Here is a 24,190-nt window from a genome sequence, read left to right as displayed (position 1 = left end):
GATCAGCTATTATGAAATTACTTTCCAAGACAACAATCTTTTTTCTTTTTATTATGCTGCCCATCTTTGCGGGCGGCGCCTATTACCTGTACGTAAAATTCAATAAAGAGATCAAACATGAAACGGATGAGGAGTTGGTGAATGATAAGCAACAATGGATGCACTATCTTGATACCGCCAGCATCAGCAACCCGATCTTTAATATCCAAACCTCGGAATTCATATTGCTGCCTACTGACAAACCGGTACAGGATGAACCTAAGCTGAAGGGCGTCAAAATTTACCAGGCATCGGAAGATGACTATGCCCCATTCCGGCAGCTAAGCCAGGTGGTGGATGTACATGGCCGGAAATATGAGCTGATATTGCGTAAATCGCTGATTGAAAAAGATGACCTGATCAAAAATGTCATACATGTGATGTTGGTTGCTTTCGGCGGACTACTGCTGTTTGTGCTGGTGTCTAACTGGCTGATCAGCCGCCAGGTCTGGAAGCCCTTCTACCGCTCGCTTTACAACATTCAGCAGCTGCAGCTGAATAAGCTGACCAATGCAGTATTTGAGCGTACCGATACCTTCGAATTCAACCAGCTGAATAATGCACTGCGCAACATGACGAATCGTATCCACCAGGATTACGTCAATATTAAAGAGCTGACAGAAGATGCTGCGCATGAAATGCAAACACCGCTGGCGATTGCTCAGAGCAAGCTGGAGCTACTGTTACAGGATGATACGCTGACAGAAGCCCAGCAGCAGGGCATCCTCATTAGCTACGACGAACTGCAGCGCCTTTCCCGTCTTAATCATAACCTGTTGCTGCTGGCGAAGATCGAGAACCAGCAGTATCCTGTTACCGAACAACCGGATCTGTATGCCGTTGTTGAAAAATACCTGCTGCTGTTTGAAGAGCTGATCCGGGAAAAAGAACTCCACATCAACAAGGATATGACAGCGAACGTTCCCTGGCCCCTGCACCCCGCCCTGGCGGATATACTGGTCAGCAACCTGCTCGGCAACGCCATCAAATACAATTATGAACATGGCAGTATCGACATCCGGCTGGCTCCGGGATACTTCAGCATCTCCAATACCAGTCATCTCCCCGAAATCCCGTCCGACATTGTTTTTCAGCGTTTCAAAAAACATAACAGCAGCTATACCAATTCGAATGGCCTTGGCCTTGCCATCATTAAAAAAATTGCCGGTTCTTATCACTTCTCCCTACAATATCATTACAGGAATGATCGGCATATTTTCACTGCCACCCTGTAAAACGCCACCATTCAGAATTGCTCCAGATTCACTTTGTTTCTTTGCTGTATAAATCAATATATGAAACATATTCTACTGGCAGGAATTTTATTGGGTGCGGCATCCGTATTGAATGCGCAAAACCGCGTGCCCGGTAATGTTAAAGACACCACGCAATTACCCCCTAAGGATACTATCAGCAAAGTATCAGACCTCAACGAAGTGATCATTTCCTCTACCCGAAACAATAGCCGTATTGAAGACCTTCCCATGAAAGTAGAAGTGTTAGGCAAAGAAGAAATGATGGAGGAAAGCGGTATAAAACCCGGAAACGTGGCCAGTATCCTGGGCGACCTTTCCGTTATTCATATTCAGAACACCTCCGCGGTGAACGGCAATAACGCTATCCGTATGCAGGGACTCGATGGTAAATATACACAGCTGCTGCGCGATGGTATGCCCGTGTACGAAGGTCTCAGCGGTAATTTCGGTGTGCTGGCCATTCCTCCACTGGATCTGAAACAGATCGAGATCATCAAAGGCTCCGTATCTACACTCTACGGTGGCGGCGCCATTGCCGGTATCATCAATTTCATTGCGAAAACACCCGGCAGCGAACCGGAACTGTCCGTACTCGTGAACCGCTCTACCCTGAAAGAAACTAATTTCAATACCTTCTACTCCCAGCGTTATGGCAAAACGGGCCTCTCCCTCTTTGCCGGCGTTACCACACAGAATCCCGTAGATGTGAACAAAGACGGCTTCAGCGACGTTCCCCGCCTCCGCCAGTATCTGCTGCATCCCCGCTTCTTCTGGTATATCAATCCGCAAACCACCTTTATTGCCGGCTATAACGGTACTATCGAAAAACGCGAAGGCGGAGATATGCAGGTACTCGAACACCATGCGGAAGGCATTCATCAATACACAGAAGTGAATAACAGCAACCGCCATAGTGTGGAACTGCAGCTCACCCGCAAAAACCTCGGCGGCGGTACCCTTTCTGTAAAAGGAAACGGCAGCTTCTTCCATCTGCAAAACAGTGAAGGTACATTTGCACTGATAGGTAACCAAACCAATACTTACCTGGAAGCAGCTTACCACAAAACCAGCGGCAAACACGACTGGGTGGCAGGCCTCAACAACACCGGCGAAATTTACCGCCGCGCCAGCGGCGACAGCACCCTGCTGAACAACTATACCTACAACACAATGGGCGCTTTCGTACAGGACGGCTATCACTTTACCGATCAGTTTATGGCAGAAGCCGGACTGCGGGCCGACTACCACAATGTATTCGGTTGGTTTATACTTCCCCGCCTGGCTTTCGTTTACAAACCTGTGGAAGGACTTTCGCTGAGACTCAGTGGCGGTACCGGTTACAAGTCGCCCGCTATTTTTACCACGCAAACCCAAACATTGGGCTACCGCAACCTGTTGCCTCTTGGCGCCGATGTTAAGGCCGAAAAAAGTGGAGGCGTCAACTTCGATGGTAACTATCATACCACACTCGGTGAAGTGGATGTAACCATCAACCAGGCGTTGTATTATACACATATCAAAGATCCTATCCTCCCCGTGCAGGATAAGAACAATATGTACCTGCTGGCAAACATGCCGTACGCAGTAAACAGTTTGGGTACCGACAGTTACCTGCGTTTCAAACTGGATGCACTGGAACTTTACCTGGGCTACAACCATACTGTTTCTCACTATAACAACGACGGCTCCACCAACGTTGCTTTTGCACCACAAGATAAATTTGCCAGCACCCTGGCTTACGAAATCGAAGGGAAATGGCGCTTCGGTATTGAGAACAGCTGGGTGGGCAACCAATACGATTATAACAATCAGAAAACGCCGAACTACTGGTTCTGGGCAGCTATGATTTCCCGCCAGTTCGGCAAACATATTACCGTGGTGCTGAATGCGGAAAACATCTTCGATGCCCGTCAGGGTAAGAATACACCGCTTTATACCGGCTCAGTGAGCAACCCGGTTTTTGCACCGCTTTGGGGCCCTATTGATGGCCGTACCATCAACGCCTCCATCAAATTTAATTTATAGGTCGAGAGCACTATAAATACCTGGAACAGCGTACCTTTGCGATCCTAATCATTCTGTACAAAATGAGATCGTTTAGAAGCAGGTACGCTGTTTTATTTGGCTTTGGTGTTTTGATATTTTTTCTCTCCTTCCTTGTACGAACCGCGTTGTTAATCTGGGCCTTCCCTCAGGCCGGGCTGAATGCCACCGATATACCCGCGATATTTGCCAGGGGCTTTATTTACGACGCAGGAGTTGCGCTTTTCTTCACCATCGGTTACGCCTTTTATTTATTGGTTTTACCACAAAGGCTTAACAATACTTTGTTTAACAGGATATTCACCTACACCGGTTTTTTCCTGGCCACGGTGATCCTGATATTTTCCTTTTTTGCAGAATTTACCTTCTGGGGAGAATACGCTGCCCGGTTCGATTTTATCGCCGTGGATTACCTGATTTACACCTATGAAGTGATCAGCAATATTAACCAGTCGTATCCATTGCCTCTCCTGATTGGCGGTGTGCTGCTGCTTGCCGCACTAATCACCTGGATACTCAGTCGCCGTGGTATATTCCGTAACAGCTTCCGTTCCCATACACCTTTCCGGCAACGGCTGACTATCTTCGGCTCGCTGCTGGGCCTCACTATACTCCATGTTTTGGTGGTGAGTAACACCTGGGCCGAGAAAGGCACCAACCGCTACGCCCAGGAGCTGGCCAAAGCCGGTGTATATTCCTTCGTATCGGCTTATTTCAATAATGAACTGGCTTATGATAAGTATTACCTGATGGAAGATGAGAACAGGGCCTTCCGGCGCCTCCGCTCTCTCCTGCAGGAACCGGGCAGTCAATTCGCCGATAGCGGCAGAAATATACGCCGGAATATAACGGATACCACCCAACGTATTACACCGAATGTGATCATGGTGACCATCGAAAGTTTCAGTGCGGATTTTATGACCCGCTTCGGAAATACGCAGCATATCACTCCTGTACTCGACAGCATTGCCCGGGAAGGTATCCTGTTCACTAATATGTACGCTACCGGCACCCGTACCGTGCGGGGCATGGAAGCACTAACGCTGGCCGTTCCTCCCACTCCCGGCCAAAGTATCGTACGACGCAGGAATAACGAAAATCTTTTCTCCGTCGGCTATCTGTTTGAACAGGCTGGCTACGAAAGCACGTTCTTTTATGGTGGCGATGGTTACTTCGACAATATGAATAAATTCTTCGGTAATAATGGCTACGATATTACCGACCGCCTGCGCCACAAACTGGGCAACGACCGGATCACCACTACCCGTACCAATATCCCCGACAACGAAGTACAGTTCGAAAATGCCTGGGGCATCTGTGATGAAGACATCTATTCAGCCGCCATTAGAAGCGCAGACCAAAAATACGCTACAGGCAAGCCTTTCTATGATTTCATCATGACTACCTCCAACCACCGGCCGTTTACTTATCCCTCCGGCAAAATTGATATTCCTTCCGGCTCCAGCCGGGAAGGCGCCGTGAAATATACAGATTACGCGATTGGCGAATTCCTGAAAAAAATCAGTACCAAACCCTGGTTTAAAAATACAATCGTCATTTTCGTAGCAGATCACTGTGCCAGCAGCGCCGGCAAAAATGAAATAGAGATCAGCAAGTATCATATCCCCTGTATTATCTATAACGTTCCTGGTTACGCACCACAGGAGATAAATGCGATGTGTTCACAGATCGATATATATCCTACCCTGCTGGGTATGCTGCATTGGTCTTACTCCACCAGGCTCTACGGAAAAAACGTGCTGACGCCGGGCTACCAGCCACGGGCCATGATCAGCACCTATCAGAAACTGGGCTACCTGGAACCTGGTAAGCTGCTTATCCTGAGCCCGCAGCAAAAAGCAGAATACTTTAGCTGGAACAGCGAAAAGAACGAGCAGCATCCCGCGCCGATGGACAGCAACCTTCTGAAGAATAGCATTGCTAACTATCAGACTGCTTACTCCCTGTTTAAAAACAATGGGATGAAACAATAAACAACTTCATTGAAGATCAGTGCCCGATGTGTGATGAGCGCATCGGGCATTTTTTCAATCAAATACCGGGTAACAGAAAATAACTAACAACGGTGTTCCTTTTTCCGGTTTATTCATTAAATTTATCTGCACACATTCAAGATTGGAGCAGGATCGCTCACATCCGGCCATACGAAACGAGCAGCTATATAGAACTAATAACTGGTTACGCATTGTCAGCCCCCTAAACAGGCTTCTGTACATAAGTGGCCATATCACTAACTAAACCGACGTCGCAATATGCTGGCAAGTCCCTTTAACGATTCACTGAAAGGAGATCCTGACGGAAAAAATATACCGGGAAAATCCCTGTTCGTCCGGCAGCAACAGCTGCTGGAGCTGATAGGCAACCTGTCTGCAGATTATGCCTCCGGCGACCATACCCGGTATCAGGTAGAACGGCTGCTACAGCAAATGATGGAACTTACCAACAGCCAGTATGGGTTTGCCGGTGAGATCAGTAAAAAAGATAATATTCCTTTTCTTCATACGATGGCGACCATCAACCTGGCGCCTCAGTTCAACTGGAATTTCACAGCCCCTCTTCAGGCTGTTGTTTCCGGCGAACAACCCGTCATCCTTGCCGATTCCGGTACTACGCGCAGCTTTTTGGGGCTTCCGGTCGTGCATAAACAAACAGTTGTTGCAGTAATTGGCCTGGGAGGCAATCAGGAAGGATATACACCAGATACCATTGCCTTCTTTCAGCCACTGCTGCAGGTACTGGGGCACCTGCATACACATGCCCGTAGCACCGCAGAAGCGATGGAATGGCAAAACCGTTGCCGGCAAATGGAAGAAGACCGGGAAGCGATGATGAATACGCTGGACGATATTGTATTTGTGCTGAACGACCGGAAGGTATTCACACATGTGTGGTGTACCCAGGAGCATCTGCTTTTCCGGCCTAAGGAAGAAATACTCGGCAAAACCATTGCAGAAGCACTTGGCGAACATGCTCACGGCTTTAACCAGCTGGCGGATAAGTTGCTGCGCACCGGGGAAGAGCAGCTGTTTGTATATCCCGATATCAGGCAAAGCCCCCAGAACTGGTACCAACTGAAAATGCGGCTGATAAAAAGCATATATCCCACCCCTAAACGTATGCTGCTGCTGATCAGGAATATTTCTGAAAGCGAGAAAAAGAACAACGGATACCTGCAGGCACAGGCTGATCTCAGGCGTAGCAACCAGCTTTTAAGTATCTGTTTGCAGATGGGTAAAATGGGCGGTTGGGAATTTAATGTAGATACCGGAGAGATGTATTGGACAAAGGAAATGTATGAGCTGCGGGAAGTATCCCATGATTTTTCCGTATCCCTGGACGCCTCCCTGAAATTCTATCATCCCGACGAGATTAGTGTATTACATACAGCCCGCGAACACCTGTTCAACGACAAGATCCCCTACGACCTGGAACTGCGGCATATTTCCGCCAAAGGGAAAAGAACCTGGATGCGTACTGTTGGCCGCCCGGAATATAACGCCGACGGACAGTTGACTCATTTCAGGGGTATCCTGATGGATATAACAGATAAGAAAGATGCAGAACTGGCATTGATGAATGCCCGCGACGCCGCACAGAAAGCTGCACAGGCCAGAAGCGAATTCCTGTCGGTAATGAGCCATGAAATCCGGACACCACTAAATGCCATCATCGGTATCGCCGGTCTGATGAACGAAGACCCGGCTCCCGGTCAGATGGAAATGATCCGGAATCTTGATTTTTCTTCTCACCATTTACTGGGACTGATCAATAATATCCTTGATTTCAGCAAGATGGAGGCTGGCCGGATTGAGCTGGAAAACATCCGGTTCAATATCACCCACCTGCTGCGGGGCATTACCGGAAATCATAAGCCATTGGCCGATTCCAAGGGCGTTCAGCTGTTGCTGGAAGCAGACAAACAGCTTCCTTCTATTCTGCTGGGAGATCCTTATCGCCTGTCGCAGATACTTAATAACCTGCTCGACAATGCCATTAAATTTACCATAGAAGGCAGCGTATGCCTTCAGGTTCGGGTAAGCAGTATATCAGACAGCGAATGTACACTCGCCTTTTCGGTGGAAGATACCGGCATTGGTATTGCCTCCGACATGCAGGAGAAAATATTCGATACGTTTATACAGGAAGATGCAGCCACCACACGCCACCACGGCGGCACCGGTCTGGGCCTGACTATCGCCCGCAAACTGGTAGAACTGCATAAAAGCCAGATCCGGCTCGATAGCCGGAAAAACACAGGCACCACTTTCTATTTCGATATCTGCTTCCGGCTACCGGAAACAGATACCAGCCATATCCATCAATCAGATAAACAAATCGACGGCCTTCTGAATGATATGAAATTACTAATAGTAGAAGACAATGCCATCAATATCCGTATCCTCGAACTTCAGCTGCGGAAGTCAGGAGCCACCATTACAACGGCTACTAATGGCAGGCAGGCATTGGAAAAAATGCAGCAACAGGATTTCGATGGTATCATCATGGACCTGCACATGCCTGAAATGAACGGCTATGAAACCATCCCGCATATCCGGAATCTCCAGCCAAAAGCCTTTATTATTATACTCACCGCCGATATCATGCCCGACGTGAGTGAACGCCTCTCCAGCCTTGGCATCACTGAAATACTGCCGAAGCCATATGCAGCAGAAGATCTGTTGAAGATTTTGAAGAGGAAGAAGCTGTAAGTTAGTATTGGGAATTCCCGATGATCTATCTTCGCATTCATTCTCAATTCTTAATTTATGAAGAAAGGATCTTTAGCAGAAAGAGATCTCAACATCATCTGGCATCCTTACACCCAAATGCAAACAGCACCTGCTCCGGTAGGTATTGTTCGGGGCCAGGGTGCGCTGCTTTTTGATGAAGAAAACAACAGCTACCTGGATGCTACCTCCAGCTGGTGGGTAAATATACATGGGCACGCGCATCCACATATTGCGCAACAGTTAGCAGCACAGGCGATGGAACTGGAGCATTGTATCTTTGCGGGCTATACACATCCTCCGGCTGTAAACCTTGCCGAACGGCTGTTACGGCTCCTGCCATCAAATCAAAGCAGGGTATTTTATTCAGATAATGGCTCTACAGCCATTGAAGTGGCGTTGAAAATGGCGATCCAGTACTGGGACAATAAAGGTATCCGAAAACACAAGTTGCTTGCTTTTAACAATGCCTACCACGGCGATACTTTCGGCGCTATGAGTGTTAGTGGCAGAAGCGTATTCACGAGGGTATTTGATGATCGCCTGTTTGATGTGCAGTTTCTGGATGTGCCCACTACTGATAATATAGATCAGCTGAAAGCGGCTATCACAGCGCTTCAGCCCGAAGATATTGCGGCATTTATATTCGAGCCGCTGCTACAGGGCTCCGGTGGTATGATCATGTACGATGCAACTGCCTTTGATGAGCTGCTGCGCTACTGCCATGCCCATGATATCCTGCTGATCGCCGATGAAGTGCTGACCGGCTTTGGCAGAACCGGAAAAAATTTCGCGATGGAATACCTGCACACCCAGCCGGATATCGTATGCCTCTCTAAAGGACTCACCGGTGGGGCAATGGCGCTGGGCGTAACTACCAGCACGGCCAACATCTACGAAGCCTTCCTCTCAAACGATAAACTCAAGACCCTCTTCCACGGCCACTCCTTCACAGCCAATCCGCTCGCCTGCACGGCGGCCCTGGCCAGCCTCGATCTGTTTACAGATCCGGCCTGCGCCGCCAACCGGCAACGCATACACGAAAAACATGCAGCGTTCCTGGAAGAGCTGCACACCTACTCCATCATCAAACAACCACGACTGCTAGGCACCATCCTGGCCTTCGATATCGCAACAGCTAACGCCGACGGATACACGAACGAACTCGCAGATGAACTTCACCGGTTTTTCCGAGCCAGACGTATCATGCTCCGCCCGCTCGGCAACACCCTGTACATCCTGCCTCCATACTGCATCACCAATGAGCAGCTTGAGCAGGTGTATACCAGTATCAGGGAATTGATTGCGACGCTGCAAGAAAGAATTACGAATTAAGAATTACGAATTACGAATTACGGATCAAAGCGAAGACTTTAGCAAATGACAAAATATCATTATCATTCGCTAAAGTCTTCGCTTTGATCCGTAATTCGTAATTCTTAATTCGTAATTCTTTCTTACTTCACGGGAATCGTTACCCTCGTATCATCCCACTCAAACACTACTGCATTGGCTGGTACTGTGAAAGTAAGTTTCTCTACAGGAGTAGTTAATGCTTCACGTTTTACTTTAACAGCCAGTACATCTTCCCCTTTGTTCTTCTCATAGTCGTAAGCACCCCATTGGCCCAGCTTTCCATTCAGGATAACGGTCCAGGTTTTGGGATCAGGAATGGTGAACAGGGTGTAAGTACCTGCTTTTACTGGTTTACCACCAAAAACAACATTTTTGCTGAAGGTGATCTCAGTAGCCTGGTCAGCGCCGGTGCGCCAAACCTTGCCAAAGGGCTCCAGCTGGCCAAATATAACGCGGCCTCTTTTGGAGGGTTGTCCGTATACGATTTTGATCCCGTTGCCTTCCGCTGTAACATGTGGACTTTTAGGTGGTTTTTCCTGTGCAAAAAGAAGGCTGTTGAAAGCCAGAAATAAGGTTGCCAGAAAGAAATGTTTCATTTTTTTAAGTTTTTCCGGTGTAAAAGAATAGTAGTAATTGATATTATCAAGTTAAGCGATAAAACCGGGCAAAAACAAAACTATTGGATCAATGGTAAAATAAATAGATATTATTTTCCTTCGCAGATGCGGCTCAGCGTCGTTAAGCCATGATCCATAGCGGGTCCGTAGATCCTGTCGGCCACAAAACCGCGCAGCTTCCACCAGGGCAAAAGCCCCAGTTTGATTTCCATATGCCAGAAAATAGCGGTGGCCTTTCCATCTGCCGTAGGCTTCAATTCAATTCCGGCTTTTACGGGTCTCATATTTTTGATATCCAGGAGATAATGTAACCCTTTGCCCGGATCACTATCTAATACCGTCACTTTACCACTATTGAGCTGGCCATTCCAGCTATACCAGGCGCCGGCGCCGGCAGATGGTTCCGAAAATACCAGCGGAGCCGTAGTATCCGGCCGGGTCCAGGGATTCCAGGCTGCCCAGGCACGCAGGTTGCTGATGTGCGCATAAACGGTGTCGATCGGGGCCTGTATTACCCCGGTACGCTCCACTACTGCTGTCGACGGCATCGCCAGGGACAAAAAAAACATCAGGCCGCCTATTACAATTACACTGATCAGCCCTAACTTAAAAAAACGCATAGAAAAAATATATTATTACTTGGGAAGGCGCTTTATATTTTCCAGTCCCTTTTCAAAATCATTACCCACCCATCTGTCCATCATCAATCCCATTACCTTTTTCAAGGGATGATGCCCCATGTCGCACACCATTCCCCAGGTAAGCAGGGTGCCACCGGCCACCGGGTCGAAGCGGAAATACCCTTTGGCAATACCCATCTTCATAAAATCAATGCTGGTAGCGATATACTGATCGGGTTTCGACTCTGTTAACGTCATATGGCCCTTTCCCACATTGCGGTTACGGCTCTCCCAACTATAGCTGGCGCCCACTCCGCTTTCCTTCTCGCCATAGGTGATCTTTACGCCGGGATCTTCCTGCATCCAGGGCGACCACCGCTCCCAGTTGCGGACTACGTTTACAAGGGGAAACACGACCCCTGCCTCAGCCGGGATCACCAGCGAACGTTCTATTTTAACAGAAGATGACAGGAACAGACTGAAAATAAACAGTCCCAGCACAAAAACAATAAACGCACCCAGGATAATGAACAAGGCTTGCATGTGAAGGGATTTTGTTAGCACAAAGCTAACGAAATAGCACTATTCCCATTTGAATACTTTCACGGCTACCGCATATACGACGATGCCCCATAGGGTGAGGATGGCAATATCGCCCCCTACGTTCCATAAATGTTGCCCTTCAAAGGCTACTTTACGGAGGGCATCAATCAGCCAGGTCAGCGGCATCAGCTTGCAAACCGGCTGCAGCCAGCCAGGGAATGAGTCGATCGGGAAGAAAGTACCCGCCAGCAGGAACTGCGGCAGGGTGAAAATGTTGGCCAGCGGCGGAATGGTGCTCTCGTTCTTTGCCAGACTGCTTACCACAAAGCCAAAGCCCATGAATACCAGCAGGCCGAATACCGATAATACCAGCATCTCCAGGAAAGTAGCCAAACCGTTTACCAGCGTGAAACCAAAGGCAAAATGCCCCAATCCGATGATCACTACGGAGCTGATCAGCTGAAATATCATACGGCTCAGCGATTCCGCCAGCACAATATAGGTACGTTTGATGGGAGTGGCAAAGAAACGCTTCAGTACCAGCGTCTGACGCATATTATAAAAGAGAAATGCAGTACCAAATACCGCTGCACTCATCAGCGCAAAACCCAGTTGACCAGGAAGGATAAAATCGATGGTTTTGAACATCCGCCCCGGTATCTCGGTTTCCTTAAAAGTAGCCACCGTAGGCCGGGTATAGGTTTCATTGTCCAGTTGCGTTGTCAGATTTTTCAGCACCGACATCAGAATGGCCTTCTTATTAGCATCGGATGCCGTAGAAGTACGGATATTCACGGTGTAATGCACGGCCCCTGAATCGGCTCCCGGAGTTGGTACGATATTCAAAACCGCCACCAGCCGGCCTTTTTTCAGGTCATCTTCCATTTCATCGGCCGATTCGTCGGTCACCAGCTTCAATGTTCCCACATGCGACAACCGCTGATAGAACTGCGTTTTAATATCGGTTTCACGATCCACTCCCACTTTCACGGAAACGGTGCTGTTACCAATAAATCCAAACACCAGGATAAATACCAGCGGAAAGCCCAAACTGAACACTACGGCGGAAGGGCTACGGAAAATACCTCTCAAACTCCCCTTCGTAATGGCTAGCATGGCCCTCAACTGACTGTACTTGGCTCCATTCATCTGATCTGCTTTTTAAAAACCGGCGGTAAAACTACGAGAAAAATTAAGAATTGGGAATTAAGAAAGAAGAAATAGCAGGAAGAGCTTAGCGGATATCCGCTAAGCTCTTCCTGCTATTTCTTCTTTCTTAGCTTTTAATTTTTAATTCCCAATTCTTTAAACAGCATTCTCGCCTGAATCGAGCCATGCATCTGCTGGACTTCCTTTAGTTGCTGATACAACTCGTAATTGATGCCCAGCTCTTTCTTCACGATGTTCAGGCTGGCATCGGCGCCGAGGCCTTTTATCAGTTTGGAGAGCGGGCTTTTTATTTCGGGGTACTCGCGTAACCGGTATTCTTTGAGCTTCGCAAGGGCAGCAGCGGATGCCAGTGCCTCTTTAATACCGCCGATACGGTCTACCAGGCCCAGCTGTTTGGCTTCCAGCCCGCTCCAGACACGGCCCTGGGCGATGCTGTCGACAACGGCCTGATTCAGCTTACGACCAGCCACTACCCTCGATTTAAAGGAGGCATAGGTACTGTCGACCCCATTTTGAATGAATTTCCGCTCAACATCGGTGAGCGGGCGGCCCATAGAGCCCAGATCGGCGTACTGGGCAGTTTTTACCCCGTCGAAGGTAACCCCAAGCTTATTTTTGAAGAAATCCTGCATATTGAACATCACTCCGAAAACACCGATAGAACCGGTCAGCGTATTGGGTTCCGCAAAGATGCTGTCGGCCATACAGGAGATATAGTAGCCACCGGAAGCTGCATAATCGCCCATGGATACTACTACCGGTTTCACTTTCTTCGTAAGCGATAACTCCCTCCAGATGATCTCAGACGCCAGTGCACTGCCTCCGCCGGAGTTAACCCGGAATACCACGGCTTTAATGTGCTTGTCTTCACGCACCTTACGGATTGTTTGCAGATAGTCTTCGCTGGCGATGGTATTATTCCGGTCCGATTGCCCACCAACGATATCTCCCTGGGCGTAAATAACGGCGATACGTCCATCTCCACTGCCATCAGACAAGTCGGTGCCGCTATTGTATTTATTGAGGGTCACTGCATTCAGTTGCTCATCTTCCTTGGTATTTGTCTTTCCCTTCAGTTCCGACATCACCTCATCATCATACTTCAGACCATCTACCAGCTTATATTTAAGCGCATCCGCCGCTTCCTGTATCAGGTTTTCATTGGCGTAACCATGTAAAGTGGCGGTATCAATTTTCCTGGTCTGGCTGATGCCGGTAAGGAAATTTCCGTACAGTTCACCGAGGAACTGGGTAGTTTGTATACGGTTGGCATCCGTCATTTTTGTTTCCCGTAATGGTTCAGTAGCGCTTTTGAATTTACCGCAGTAAAAGATCTCCGGTTTGATTTCCAGCTTCTCCAGGGTACCCTTTACAAAAGGAAGTTCACTGGCAAAACCGGTAAAATCCACGCCACCTTTGGGATTCAGGTAAATTTTGTCCGCGGCGGAAGCCAGGTAGTAGGCATTTTGTGTCATCACCTCTCCATAGGCAATTACAAATTTCCCGGATTTGCGAAAACGCAGCAGGGCGTCACGCAGCTCTTCTGTGGTGGCAAAACCATTGGGGTTACCGTCTACCTTGAGGTAGATCCCTTTAATGTTGTCGTCGCCGGCAGCTTTATCGATCAGTCTTAATACCTGGAATAAACCCGGGGTTTCGGCCGACTCGCCTCCCATCAATTTGTTAACGGGGTTCACCAGCTTCTGTTCGTTGTAAGCCTGTCCGGTTTGGAGGGTTAACACGCCGTTGGGGGATATTGTCACCTTTTCAGCGGTAAGGGCCTTCCCGATCATTATCAATAAAACTACCCCGCACAGCAGGGTAAACACGATGAATGCCAGCAGGGAAGCAAAAAATACTTTAAAGAAACGCATACTTTTTTGGTTAAGATGAAACTGACGTAGAAAGATACATTTTTTCAAAAATAAGGAATATGGCTACTTTTGGGGCTTGAAATATACATGAATACAGCAATATTACTTATAGGTGGCAATTTAGGCGATCGTACCGGGAACCTCAGGAAGGCGGCCGGATTGATCGCGGAATCAGCCGGGGAAATCGTACAGATTTCCGCCTTATACCAGACTGCCCCATGGGGGCACGTAGAACAACCGGACTACCTGAATCAGGGATTGGAGATCCACACTGAACTGGATGCACTAACGTTACTGCATACACTATTGGAGATCGAACGAACGATCGGGCGTGTTCGCCAGGAAAAATGGGGAGCGCGGGTGATCGATATCGATCTTATCTTTTTTAACGACAGTATCATGAACCTCCCGGAGCTGAAGCTCCCGCATCCGCGGATGCATCTCCGGCAGTTTGTGCTGGTTCCACTGAATGAAATCGTTCCCAATTATGTACATCCGGTACTGCAGCAAACAGTAAGTTATCTGGCAGCGCACTGTGAGGATACATGTCCGGTGAGTGTATACAGGGAAAATAACAGCATTACTTCAAAATAACATTTCATGCATTATAAATTTATTACGATAGAAGGGAATATAGGCGCTGGAAAAACCACCCTTGCCAATATGCTCGCCAATCATTTTTCCGCAAAACTGATATTGGAAGAATTTGCTGATAACCCCTTCCTCCCACTTTTTTATGACCGCCCTCAACAATATGCCTTTCCACTGGAGCTGTTTTTTATGGCGGAAAGATATAAACAACTAAAAGAGATGCTGCAGGCACAGGACCTTTTCAGCGATGTAATCATCTCAGATTATCTTTTCATCAAAAGCCTGTTATTTGCCAAGATCAACCTGCCGGAAGAAGAATATTCCCTTTACCAGAAACTCTTTGATATTATTAATCCCCAGCTCATGCAACCGGAGCTGCTCATTTTCCTGAATGCGCCTGTTACAAAGCTGCAGGAGAACATTCGCCACCGCAACCGGTCTTATGAGCAACAGATACCGGATGAGTATCTTCTGAGTGTACATGATACCTACATGCAGTACATCAAGCAACATCCTGTCAGAACGCTGATCGTAGATACCACCAAAGTAGATTTCCTTCGTAATCCTAAAGATTTTAATAGCTTGTTGAAAGCACTGGAAGAAGAGTATGAACCGGGCGTTCACTACCTGAAGCTATCGTAGGGAATGAAGAATATGGAATGAAGAATTAAGAAACAGAGCGAAGACCTTAGCGAGTATTGTGGTATCCGCTAAGGTCTTCACTCTGTTTCTTAATTCTTCATTCCATATTCGTAATTCTCAGCGCAGCTACAAATCCACTCGTCCAGGCATGCTGAAAATTAAACCCTCCTGTTATGCCGTCTACGTCCATGATTTCACCGGCGAAAAAGAGATCAGGTACCAGCTTGCTCTCCATAGTGGCCGGGTCTATTTCACTAAGCGTGATACCGCCACAGGTAACAAATTCTTCTTTGAAGGTGGTTTTACCTTTTACAGGAAACTCCATGTTTACGAGGAGCTTCATCAGCCTGTTCTGGTCTTTGGCGGAGAGATCAGCCCAGCGAAGCTCGGCTCCGGCACCGGTTTGCTCCAGCAGGAATTGCCAGAGGCGCTGCGGCAGGCCGAAAGGATTTTTATGGTAGAGCTTTTGTTTGCCCAGTTCAAAACGGAGATCCTGCCAGTGCTCACGTAACGTATTTTCGTTATAGTCGGGCAGCCAGTTAACAATGGCAGTAAAGGTGTATTGCAGCTGTTGCAGTTCGCGGGCACCCCAGGCCGATAACCGTAGGATTGCCGGTCCGCTCATCCCCCAATGCGTGATCAGCAAGGGCCCGAGCTCCTGTAGTTTGGTGCCGGCTATTTTCACATGTGCCGTGGCAGCTACGCCCATCAGGGCTGTTACCGGGTTACCTGGCATGTTAAAAGTGAAGAGCGACGGAACGGGCATCGCGAAAGTATGCCCCGATGCTGCCAGCCAGTTGAATTTATCTGCCTGCGCAAAACCTCCGGTGGCTATACACAGGTAATCAGCAGGTATTGCCTGCCCTCCCTGTAACTGCAAACGCCAGCGGCCATCCGGTTCTTTACCGAAACCTGTTATTTCGGTATGCATACGGATACTTACCCCATACTTATCTGCCTCCCGCAGGAGACAGTCGATGATCGTTTGCGAATTATCCGTTACCGGGAACATCCTTCCATCGTCTTCTGCTTTCAGCTTCACTCCTCTCTCCGCAAACCAGGCAATGGTATCAGAGACGAAAAACCTGGAGAAAGCTTTCTTTACAAAGTGCTGGCCACGGGGATAACGTTTAGCCATATACGTAATATCAGGGGCATTGTGTGTAACGTTGCAACGCCCTCCCCCGCTTACCTTCACCTTGGATAGCAGCTTCCCTGTTTTTTCCAGCAGTACCACTTCCAGCCCGGGCGACATCCGGGCTGCATTCACCGCACAAAAGAAACCTGCGGCCCCACCGCCCGCCACTACCAAACGTTTTTGTCCTGAACTCATTAAAATCTTGTTAAAACCCTGGGTTGAACATGCAATAATAACAAACCTGGAGTATTCTTACCGATTAATCTTCCGAAGTTTATATTTTTGGCATATATTATACAGGCTCAAACTATATTGCATGCAACCGCACCCGAAGAAAAAGAGACATCACCTGAAATGGATGATCCCGGCCGTTCTGTTGACCGGCATAGTAAGTGCATTGGCTATTATACCCGCACGCGAAGACTGGTCCGACCGTATCATAAAGGCATTGCAGAATTATGGCAGGCATTATCCGGCTGAAAAAGTATACCTGCATCTCGACAAGGACTATTACGCTGCCGGGGAAACCATCTGGTTCAAAGGTTATGTAACCCTGCAGGGCATGCCCGCTACTTCCGCTACCAACCTGTATGTGGAATTGCTGGATAAGAATAATAATATTGTTCAGAAGAAGCTGTTTGCCGTTGGCAATGGCGGTGCCCCGGGCAATTTCGAATTGCCTGAAACGCAGAAAGCCGGCGTATACCAACTGAGAGCTTATACTGCGTGGATGCTCAATTTTGATCCGGCTTTTACCTACTCCAGAACCATTGAAATATTTGATCCTTCTAAAAAAACACAGCCGGAAGCAGACAGTATCAGTGCTCCCGATTTTTCCGTGCAGTTTTTTCCTGAAGGGGGCAATCTTATTCCCGGTCAGCCGAATGTCGTAGCCTTCAAAGCGATCGACAACAATGGCTACCCCATCGAAGTGTCTGGTACCATCAAGGGCAACAAAGGTGGCAGCGCAGCCATCAAATCCGTTCACGATGGTATGGGCTCCTTTGAAATTACCCCTGGCGATGCACAGGATGCCTTTCAGGCCACAGTGAAGAGCGCCAAAGGACAAACTAAAACTATTCAGCTGCCGGCGGTTGCCAGCTCCGGCGCTTCCCTGAAAGTATTCAATAAAGGCCTCCGTATTTTCTATCAGGCAGTTGCCGCCAACAACAACGATACTGCCACCAGCGAGCTGGCTATCATTGCGCAAATGGGACAACAACTGGTGTATAAAGCCAACCTGAACGTGCCTGAAGGCCGTATCAGCGGCTTCATTCCGGCTGATCACCTGCCCAGCGGCATCCTGCAGATCACCCTCTTTGCCAAATCCGGCGTGCCGCTCGCAGAGCGGCTCGTATTCGTGCGTAAGAGCGATCTGCTGCAGATGGATGTACTGGACGCAGATATGCACAAGGAACCCAGAAAACAAAGCACCATCGAACTTCGCCTGCCGGATTCCATGCAGTCTAACATCTCGGTAGCCATCACTGATGCAGATGCGGTACCCGTTGATAAAAATGCCGGCAGCATCGTTTCATCGCTCCTGCTGACCTCCGATATCAAGGGCTATGTATATAATCCGGCCTGGTACTTCCGCAATACTGCCGATTCCACCTTACATGGCCTCGACCTTGTAATGATGACAAACGGATGGAGGCGCTTCAGCTGGGAGAAAATGCTGAAGAATGAAATGCCTGAAATACGCTATCCATACGAACAGGGACTGATGATGAAAGGTATAGCCACGCTGATGAATGGCCGGCCTATGCCTACCGGTAAACTGGACATGATCATCCGCCTGCCGATAGACAGTTCCTCCATGTTTGCTTCTGCTCCTATCAACGACAAAGGACAATTTGAAGTAGCCAACATGATCTTCCCGGATACTGCCTACATCTACTACCAGGGCAACGACCTCGTGAAAAAGGGTGTGGATGTGAATGTGAAATTTGATAATCATTTCTTCGAGCGCCCTACCCAGGTGAAGATCCCTTACCCACTGCGTATTCCGCCCGTGGTAGATAACAACGCTCTCAAACAATTCCTGGTCAACGCATCGGAAAGCAATAAGGTAAACCGTTCTATCAACAACAAAACGGTTTATCTGCAGGAAGTAAACGTAAATGCGAAAAAAGCAAAACCGGAAGAAACAACCGAGAAACGTTATGTATCCGGTATGTTTGCGGGGGGAGATGGTTATACATTTGACCTTACCAAGGAAACACCCATCGCCATGAACATCTTCCAATACCTTCAGTCAAGGGTAGCAGGGCTCCAGATCTCGGGCGATCTGAACAATCCTTCTCTTTCCTGGAGAGGCGGCGCACCGGGTCTTTATCTCAATGAAATGCAGACAGATGTTAGTATGATAAGTTCCATCGCCATACAGGACATCGCGCTGGTGAAGGTACTCCGTCCACCGTTCATGGGTGCAGCCGGTGGCGCTAATGGTGCTATCGCCATTTATACCAAAAAAGGAGGCGATAATACACCTAAAAACGACCCAAGCATCCGTGGTTTCAAACTGTATAAAAAAGCCGGCTATGCCATTGTTAAGCAATTCTACTCACCGGATTATTCAGTAAAGAAAGAAGTGCACGCACTTCCTGATAAACGCCTCACCCTCTACTGGAACCCAACTGTAGCGGTGGATACCCTTACCCACACCGCGAGGGTACAATTCTACAACAACGACTTTAGCAAGCGTTTCCGTATGGTAGTGGAAGGTATCGGAGATGATGGAAGCGTTGGTAGACTGGAACAGGAATTCTAATAATAGCCATAAAAGAGAAAGACCGAAGCGATAGATATTATCCGCTTCGGTCTTTCTCTTTTATAGCTAATAGCTAAAAGCTGGCTGCTATCAAAAAACCAGCTGCCACCGACACCGCCACACTCACTAATCCTGGTATCATAAAGCTGTGATTGACCAGGTACTTACCGAAATAAGTGCTGCCGGTGCGATCAAAATTAACGGCGGCCAGCAGCGTGGGATAGCCGGGAAGTACGAAATCGCCGTTCACAGCAGGGAACATGGCTACCAGGTGAAGCGGGAATATACCCAATGCCACGCCCAGCGGCATCAGGGCTTTGGTGGTGGCAGCCTGGCTGAATAGCAGGATACCCAGCAGGAACAGCGCGATGGCGAAAGTCCAGGGGGCTGTACGCACCATACCGCCGAGCGTGGCTTCTATCAATGCACTGTTGGTTTGCATAAAGGTGGCGCTCATCCAAACCACGCCGAAGATAGATACAACAGCTTGTGCGCCGGAACTAAACAAACTGGCTTTGGCTACAGCAGCTGCGGTAGTTTTACAGATCAGCATAATAGCGGCAGCAGCAGCCAGCATCACCAGCTCAATAACAGCCGCCATCTTGATCTTTCCGCTGGCATCAACAGCCAGGTTGCTTTTACCTTCTCCAAAAGATGGCAGCATACCGGGAAACGATCCGGCCAATACGATCAGTAAAACAGCTACGACGAATATGGCTACGGATGTTTTGGCGCCCCGGGCCAGCGGAGCCCTGTTTGCCGAAGTATCAATATCAATGCTGGCGGCAAATTCAGGATCCTTCATTTTCTCCAGGAACACCGGATCCTTTTCCAGCTCCCGGCCTTTCTTCCAGCATACAGCTACACCGGCCAGCGTACCTACGATGGTAGCCGGGATACATATCTTCAGAATGGTTAATAACGATATACTGCTTCCCAGAATGGTCAGCATGGCAGCAGTTGCCGCCGATATCGGGCTGGCAGTGATGGCCAGATGCGCTGCTATTACAGAAATACTCAGCGCCCGCTCCGGGCGGATGCGTTTCATCACAGATACTTCGGAAATAATGGGTAACAACGAATAAGTAATGTGCGAAGTACCCGCGAAAATAGTAAACAGGTAGGTCACCAGCGGACCAAACAAAACGATGAGCGATGGTTTGCTGCGAAGGATTTTTTCCGCCAGCCGTACCATGTAGTCCATCCCTCCTGCCGCCTGTAACGTAGCAGCAGTGGTCACTACCGCCAGTATAATCAACATCACATCTATCGGTGGTTCACCGGGCCGCATCCTGAAAAGAAAAACATAAACAGCCATCACCGCCATGCCCATTACACCCAGTCCTATGCCTTTCATGCGGGCTCCAATCAGAATAGCAGCCAGTAAGATTGCAAATTGTATCCAGATCATATAAATAGTAAGAAGTATGTCTGAAGATAATGATAAACAGCTGTATTTTCCTGCAACATTTTACTGCATGGGGTGTGCAGTTGGGTATAGTGTTTCCGGCCAGCCGGGAGAATGGCTGGCCGGACAAAGATTTATTGCTTGAATTGAGGTCGGATCAGGTTATCGAAGGTGAAAATTTCATCCCATTTTTCCTGGGTCACCCATTGCTTTTCTTTTACAGCAAGATCGTGTACCGATTTGCCCGTTTCCAGCGCTTCCCTGGCAATTGCAGAACATTTCTCATATCCGATAATAGGATTGAGCTGGGTAACGATACCAATACTCTGCATTACCATCTCCCGTGTCCGGTCGGCATTGGCGGTGATTCCTACCACACATTTATCCTTCAGCGTTTTGCAGGCATTGTTCATATAAGTGATGGCAGTAAAGAGTGCAAACGCAATGGTAGGCTCCATAACATTCAGCTGCAGCTGGCCTGCCTCTGCCGCCATGGTTACCATCAGATCCGCACCTATCACGTAAAAAGCTGTCTGGTTCACTACTTCAGGGATAACCGGATTTACTTTTCCGGGCATAATAGAAGATCCTGGCTGCATCGGAGGCAGGTTAATTTCGTTTAGCCCTGTACGTGGTCCGGAAGATAACAACCGCAGATCGTTACATATTTTGGAGATCTTTACCGCAGTACGTTTCAGCACACCCGACAGTTGCACATATGCACCGGTATCGTAGGTTGCTTCTATCAGATCGCCGGCCAGTATCAATGCTAACCCGGTGATATCTGCCAGATGTTTAGTCACCAGTTGGGAATATCCTTTGGGTGCATTCACACCGGTTCCGATAGCAGTGGCTCCCATATTAATTTCGGAAATAAGCCGTTTACTTTCTTCTATCCTCGAAAACTCTTCGTTGATATTGGTGGCAAATGCCTTGAACTCATCTCCCATACTCATCGGAACAGCATCCTGCAGCTGCGTACGCCCCATCTTCAATATATCTTTAAACTCTTCGCCTTTGGCACCGAATGCCGTTGCCAGCTCACTTAATGTAGTCTGGTAGCCGGATAATTTGTTGATCAGTGCGATGCGGAAAGCGGTCGGATAAGCATCGTTGGTCGATTGTGAGCAGTTCACATGATTGTTAGGGTGACAGTATTCGTACTGTCCTTTTTCTTTCCCCATCATCTCCAATGCAATATTAGCAATCACCTCGTTGGCATTCATATTTACCGACGTCCCTGCACCACCCTGAATCAGATCGCTGAGGAACTGATCGTTGAACTCGCCGGCAATCACGCGGTCACATGCCCGGATAATATAATCTGCAATATTTTTATCCAGCACGCCTAAATCGCGGTTAGCCATAGCTGCGCCTTTCTTAACATAACCCAACGCCTGTACGAAAATGGGCTCCACCTTGAGCGGAATGCCTGTTATATGAAAATTCTCAATGGCACGAAGCGTTTGTATGCCATAGTATACGTCATGTGGTATCTCTTTTTCTCCCAGAAAGTCGTGCTCAATTCTCTTTGACATATTTAAACTAATTTAGGCTTGAAGTTAATCGCATTTACAACAATAGCGCCTGTTCAATTGTTGTGTTTTGTTTTAAAGAGAAGTGTTTTATTAGCTTTCATTCATCTTTAGTAATCTATAATTTGCAATTGTCTATGAAGTTTGGTATTTCGCTGTGCTGTTTTCTATTTTTATTATTTGCAGGAAATAGTTGTTTTGCGCAGCATTTGTTGCCCGGCTTTGATCCCATGGAATACGATGACCTGCTGAAAATGATGGAACGAGTTGTCGATACCCCGTGGACGAATGTAAAAAGTAAGCCACCCCGCAATGCCCGGATGGTGTACCGCTCAGCTACATCTGGTTTGGAGAACCGCTGGGATCTATGGCTGCGCGATGATCGCACGGTCGTTATTGTAATCCGCGGTACCAACGGCACGGCCGACTCCTGGCTGGAAAATTTCTATGCAGGTATGATCCCCTCTCAGGGCGTACTCCGGCTCAACGACAGCACCAGCTTCCCCTATAAAGTGGCAGAAGATCCGAAAGCATATGTACATGCCGGCTGGATGATAGGCGTAGCTGCGATGGCGCCGGAAATGATCCGAAAAATTAACGAATACTATCAGCAAGGCATACACGATTTTATTGTATTCGGGCATAGCCAGGGAGGGGCTATCAGTTTCCTGATGCGTTCTTATCTTGCCTATGCAGATGGACTACCGAAAGATATTGTATTCAAGACCTACGCCAGTGCGGCGCCTAAGCCTGGTAATCTTTATTATGCCTACGATTTCGACCGGATTTGTGCCGGAGGCTGGGGATTACGGGTGGTGAACACCCGCGACTGGGTGGCGGAAACGCCTTTCTCCATACAAACTACCAGAGATTTTACGGCGGTCAGCCCATTCGCTAACATCAACGCCGCTTTGAAGCAGCAAAAGTGGCCGGTACGGAGTGTGCTACGGTATATGTACGGGCGGCTCGACAGGCCCACGAAGCGGTCGGCACGCCGGATGCAGCGGATATTGGGCAAACTCGCTTACAAGCGCGTAAAAAAAATACTGCCGGAGTATGAACGGCCGCCATTCGTAAACAGCCATAACTATACTCCGGCAGGCACGCCGGTCATCCTGTATCCGGTAGCGGGGTATGATGACACCTTTCCTTTCAACGGAAAAAATATCTTCGTACACCACATGCCAGCTGTTTACCGCTGGGAGCTGGAAAAGATTTATCACATCAGCACCGACTAATCGTTAGCGCCTTTTTCACCCGTAAACCAGTGTTCTTTATCTCTGAACAGTACATTGAAAGTAGTCAGGGAACCATAGATGCGGGTGATATATTGCTGCATGTTTACCTTCTCTTCATCAGTAAGCACCTTATGGCTGTTGATGTTTTGTTCCAATACACGCAGGCGGTCGCGTAGCATTACTATTTTATGAAAGAATGTATCAATAGGAACTTCTTTTGGTTTCAGGCTATTATCGGCCGGTTGCAGGATCATGATGCCACCCCGCCAGCGATCGCCCATCGGCACCACCTCAGCAATGCCGCCCCACAGGCGGAGGATCTTTAACAAAGAAGTTTCCACGTCGGAAGTAGTTTCTACTTCCGGAGTAACATTCTCTGCTACCAGCACTTCAAAAAGCGGATCTGTTTTATCGATCATCTTAATGCCATGATCCATGAAAGTAACCCTGTACTGGGCATATTTAACTGCTACAATCACTCCGGGACCATAGTGAGCATGCTGAACTCTGGAGCCAACGCCAAGTGTAAGTTCTTCCATCGTTTTTTTTGTAAAAATAATAAAACGGTTGCTAGCTTCCGGCAAAAAGCAGCGGAGACC

Annotated in this window: 18 protein-coding genes; 9 read left to right on the top strand and 9 right to left on the bottom strand. The window is 48.2% G+C overall.

Features of this window, described 5'->3' with window-relative positions:
• Positions 1 to 11: 11 nt before the first annotated feature.
• From UNH61_RS06785 to bioA, 5 genes are all read left to right on the top strand, one after another.
• A complete protein-coding gene (locus UNH61_RS06785; protein WP_326991380.1) occupies positions 12 to 1,274 on the top strand; it encodes a HAMP domain-containing sensor histidine kinase in 1,263 nt (420 codons plus the stop codon).
• A 60-nt stretch (positions 1,275 to 1,334) separates the two neighbouring features.
• Complete coding sequence (locus UNH61_RS06780; protein WP_326991379.1) at positions 1,335 to 3,320, top strand: TonB-dependent receptor; 1,986 nt, start codon at positions 1,335 to 1,337, stop codon at positions 3,318 to 3,320.
• A 62-nt stretch (positions 3,321 to 3,382) separates the two neighbouring features.
• Positions 3,383 to 5,332, top strand: coding sequence for an LTA synthase family protein (locus UNH61_RS06775; protein ID WP_326991378.1), 1,950 nt, complete (start codon positions 3,383 to 3,385; stop codon positions 5,330 to 5,332).
• 279 nt (positions 5,333 to 5,611) lie between these two features.
• Positions 5,612 to 8,068 carry an ATP-binding protein gene (locus UNH61_RS06770; RefSeq protein ID WP_326991377.1) on the top strand — a complete coding sequence of 819 codons (2,457 nt, stop codon included), beginning with the start codon at positions 5,612 to 5,614 and terminating at the stop codon, positions 8,066 to 8,068.
• Positions 8,069 to 8,125: 57 nt separating this feature from the next.
• Positions 8,126 to 9,421 carry an adenosylmethionine--8-amino-7-oxononanoate transaminase gene (gene bioA / locus UNH61_RS06765; protein WP_326991376.1) on the top strand — a complete coding sequence of 432 codons (1,296 nt, stop codon included), beginning with the start codon at positions 8,126 to 8,128 and terminating at the stop codon, positions 9,419 to 9,421.
• Between the two features lie 122 nt (positions 9,422 to 9,543).
• Here the strand turns inward: bioA and UNH61_RS06760 are convergent, their stop codons facing one another.
• The 5 genes from UNH61_RS06760 to sppA all read right to left on the bottom strand — a co-directional run bounded on the left by UNH61_RS06760 (position 9,544) and on the right by sppA (position 14,266).
• Complete coding sequence (locus tag UNH61_RS06760) at positions 9,544 to 10,038, bottom strand: DUF2911 domain-containing protein (RefSeq protein WP_326991375.1); 495 nt, start codon at positions 10,036 to 10,038, stop codon at positions 9,544 to 9,546.
• A gap of 110 nt (positions 10,039 to 10,148) precedes the next feature.
• Complete coding sequence (locus UNH61_RS06755; RefSeq protein ID WP_326991374.1) at positions 10,149 to 10,679, bottom strand: SRPBCC family protein; 531 nt, start codon at positions 10,677 to 10,679, stop codon at positions 10,149 to 10,151.
• 15 nt (positions 10,680 to 10,694) lie between these two features.
• Positions 10,695 to 11,222, bottom strand: a complete 528-nt coding sequence (locus UNH61_RS06750; RefSeq protein WP_326991373.1) for an SRPBCC family protein — start codon at positions 11,220 to 11,222, stop codon at positions 10,695 to 10,697.
• Positions 11,223 to 11,261: 39 nt separating this feature from the next.
• Entirely contained in the window at positions 11,262 to 12,371 is a 1,110-nt protein-coding gene (locus UNH61_RS06745; RefSeq protein ID WP_326991372.1) for an ABC transporter permease, read from the bottom strand.
• Positions 12,372 to 12,505: 134 nt separating this feature from the next.
• The gene (gene sppA / locus UNH61_RS06740; RefSeq protein WP_326991371.1) at positions 12,506 to 14,266 is read right to left on the bottom strand and encodes a signal peptide peptidase SppA; all 1,761 of its coding nucleotides are present in this window, start codon (positions 14,264 to 14,266) and stop codon (positions 12,506 to 12,508) included.
• An 87-nt stretch (positions 14,267 to 14,353) separates the two neighbouring features.
• Between sppA and folK the strand changes: the two genes are divergently transcribed.
• Complete coding sequence (gene folK / locus UNH61_RS06735) at positions 14,354 to 14,860, top strand: 2-amino-4-hydroxy-6-hydroxymethyldihydropteridine diphosphokinase (protein WP_326991370.1); 507 nt, start codon at positions 14,354 to 14,356, stop codon at positions 14,858 to 14,860.
• Positions 14,861 to 14,866: 6 nt separating this feature from the next.
• Positions 14,867 to 15,499 (top strand): deoxynucleoside kinase, encoded by a 633-nt coding sequence (locus UNH61_RS06730; protein WP_326991369.1) that lies wholly within the window; start codon positions 14,867 to 14,869, stop codon positions 15,497 to 15,499.
• 97 nt (positions 15,500 to 15,596) lie between these two features.
• Here the strand turns inward: UNH61_RS06730 and UNH61_RS06725 are convergent, their stop codons facing one another.
• Entirely contained in the window at positions 15,597 to 16,832 is a 1,236-nt protein-coding gene (locus UNH61_RS06725; RefSeq protein WP_326991368.1) for an NAD(P)/FAD-dependent oxidoreductase, read from the bottom strand.
• A gap of 121 nt (positions 16,833 to 16,953) precedes the next feature.
• Here UNH61_RS06725 and UNH61_RS06720 point away from each other — a divergent pair, with 121 nt between their 5' ends.
• Positions 16,954 to 19,410, top strand: coding sequence for an MG2 domain-containing protein (locus UNH61_RS06720; protein ID WP_326991367.1), 2,457 nt, complete (start codon positions 16,954 to 16,956; stop codon positions 19,408 to 19,410).
• 73 nt (positions 19,411 to 19,483) lie between these two features.
• Here UNH61_RS06720 and UNH61_RS06715 read toward each other — a convergent pair whose 3' ends face one another.
• A complete protein-coding gene (locus UNH61_RS06715; protein WP_326991366.1) occupies positions 19,484 to 20,821 on the bottom strand; it encodes an anaerobic C4-dicarboxylate transporter in 1,338 nt (445 codons plus the stop codon).
• A 131-nt stretch (positions 20,822 to 20,952) separates the two neighbouring features.
• Positions 20,953 to 22,356, bottom strand: coding sequence for an aspartate ammonia-lyase (gene aspA / locus UNH61_RS06710; RefSeq protein ID WP_326991364.1), 1,404 nt, complete (start codon positions 22,354 to 22,356; stop codon positions 20,953 to 20,955).
• 134 nt (positions 22,357 to 22,490) lie between these two features.
• On the opposite strand from aspA, the gene UNH61_RS06705 reads away from it, so the two are divergent.
• Complete coding sequence (locus UNH61_RS06705; RefSeq protein ID WP_326991363.1) at positions 22,491 to 23,591, top strand: lipase family protein; 1,101 nt, start codon at positions 22,491 to 22,493, stop codon at positions 23,589 to 23,591.
• On the opposite strand, the gene UNH61_RS06700 is transcribed toward UNH61_RS06705, so the two are convergent.
• Positions 23,588 to 24,130 (bottom strand): hypothetical protein, encoded by a 543-nt coding sequence (locus UNH61_RS06700; RefSeq protein ID WP_326991362.1) that lies wholly within the window; start codon positions 24,128 to 24,130, stop codon positions 23,588 to 23,590. The two genes, UNH61_RS06705 and UNH61_RS06700, sit on opposite strands and share 4 nt — an antisense overlap.
• Positions 24,131 to 24,190 lie beyond the last annotated feature (60 nt).

Source organism: Chitinophaga sp. 180180018-3 (assembly GCF_037893185.1).
Classification (GTDB): Bacteria; Bacteroidota; Bacteroidia; order Chitinophagales; family Chitinophagaceae; genus Chitinophaga.
Note: the sequence above shows the minus strand (reverse complement) of the source record. Positions and strands in the feature narration are given on the sequence as shown.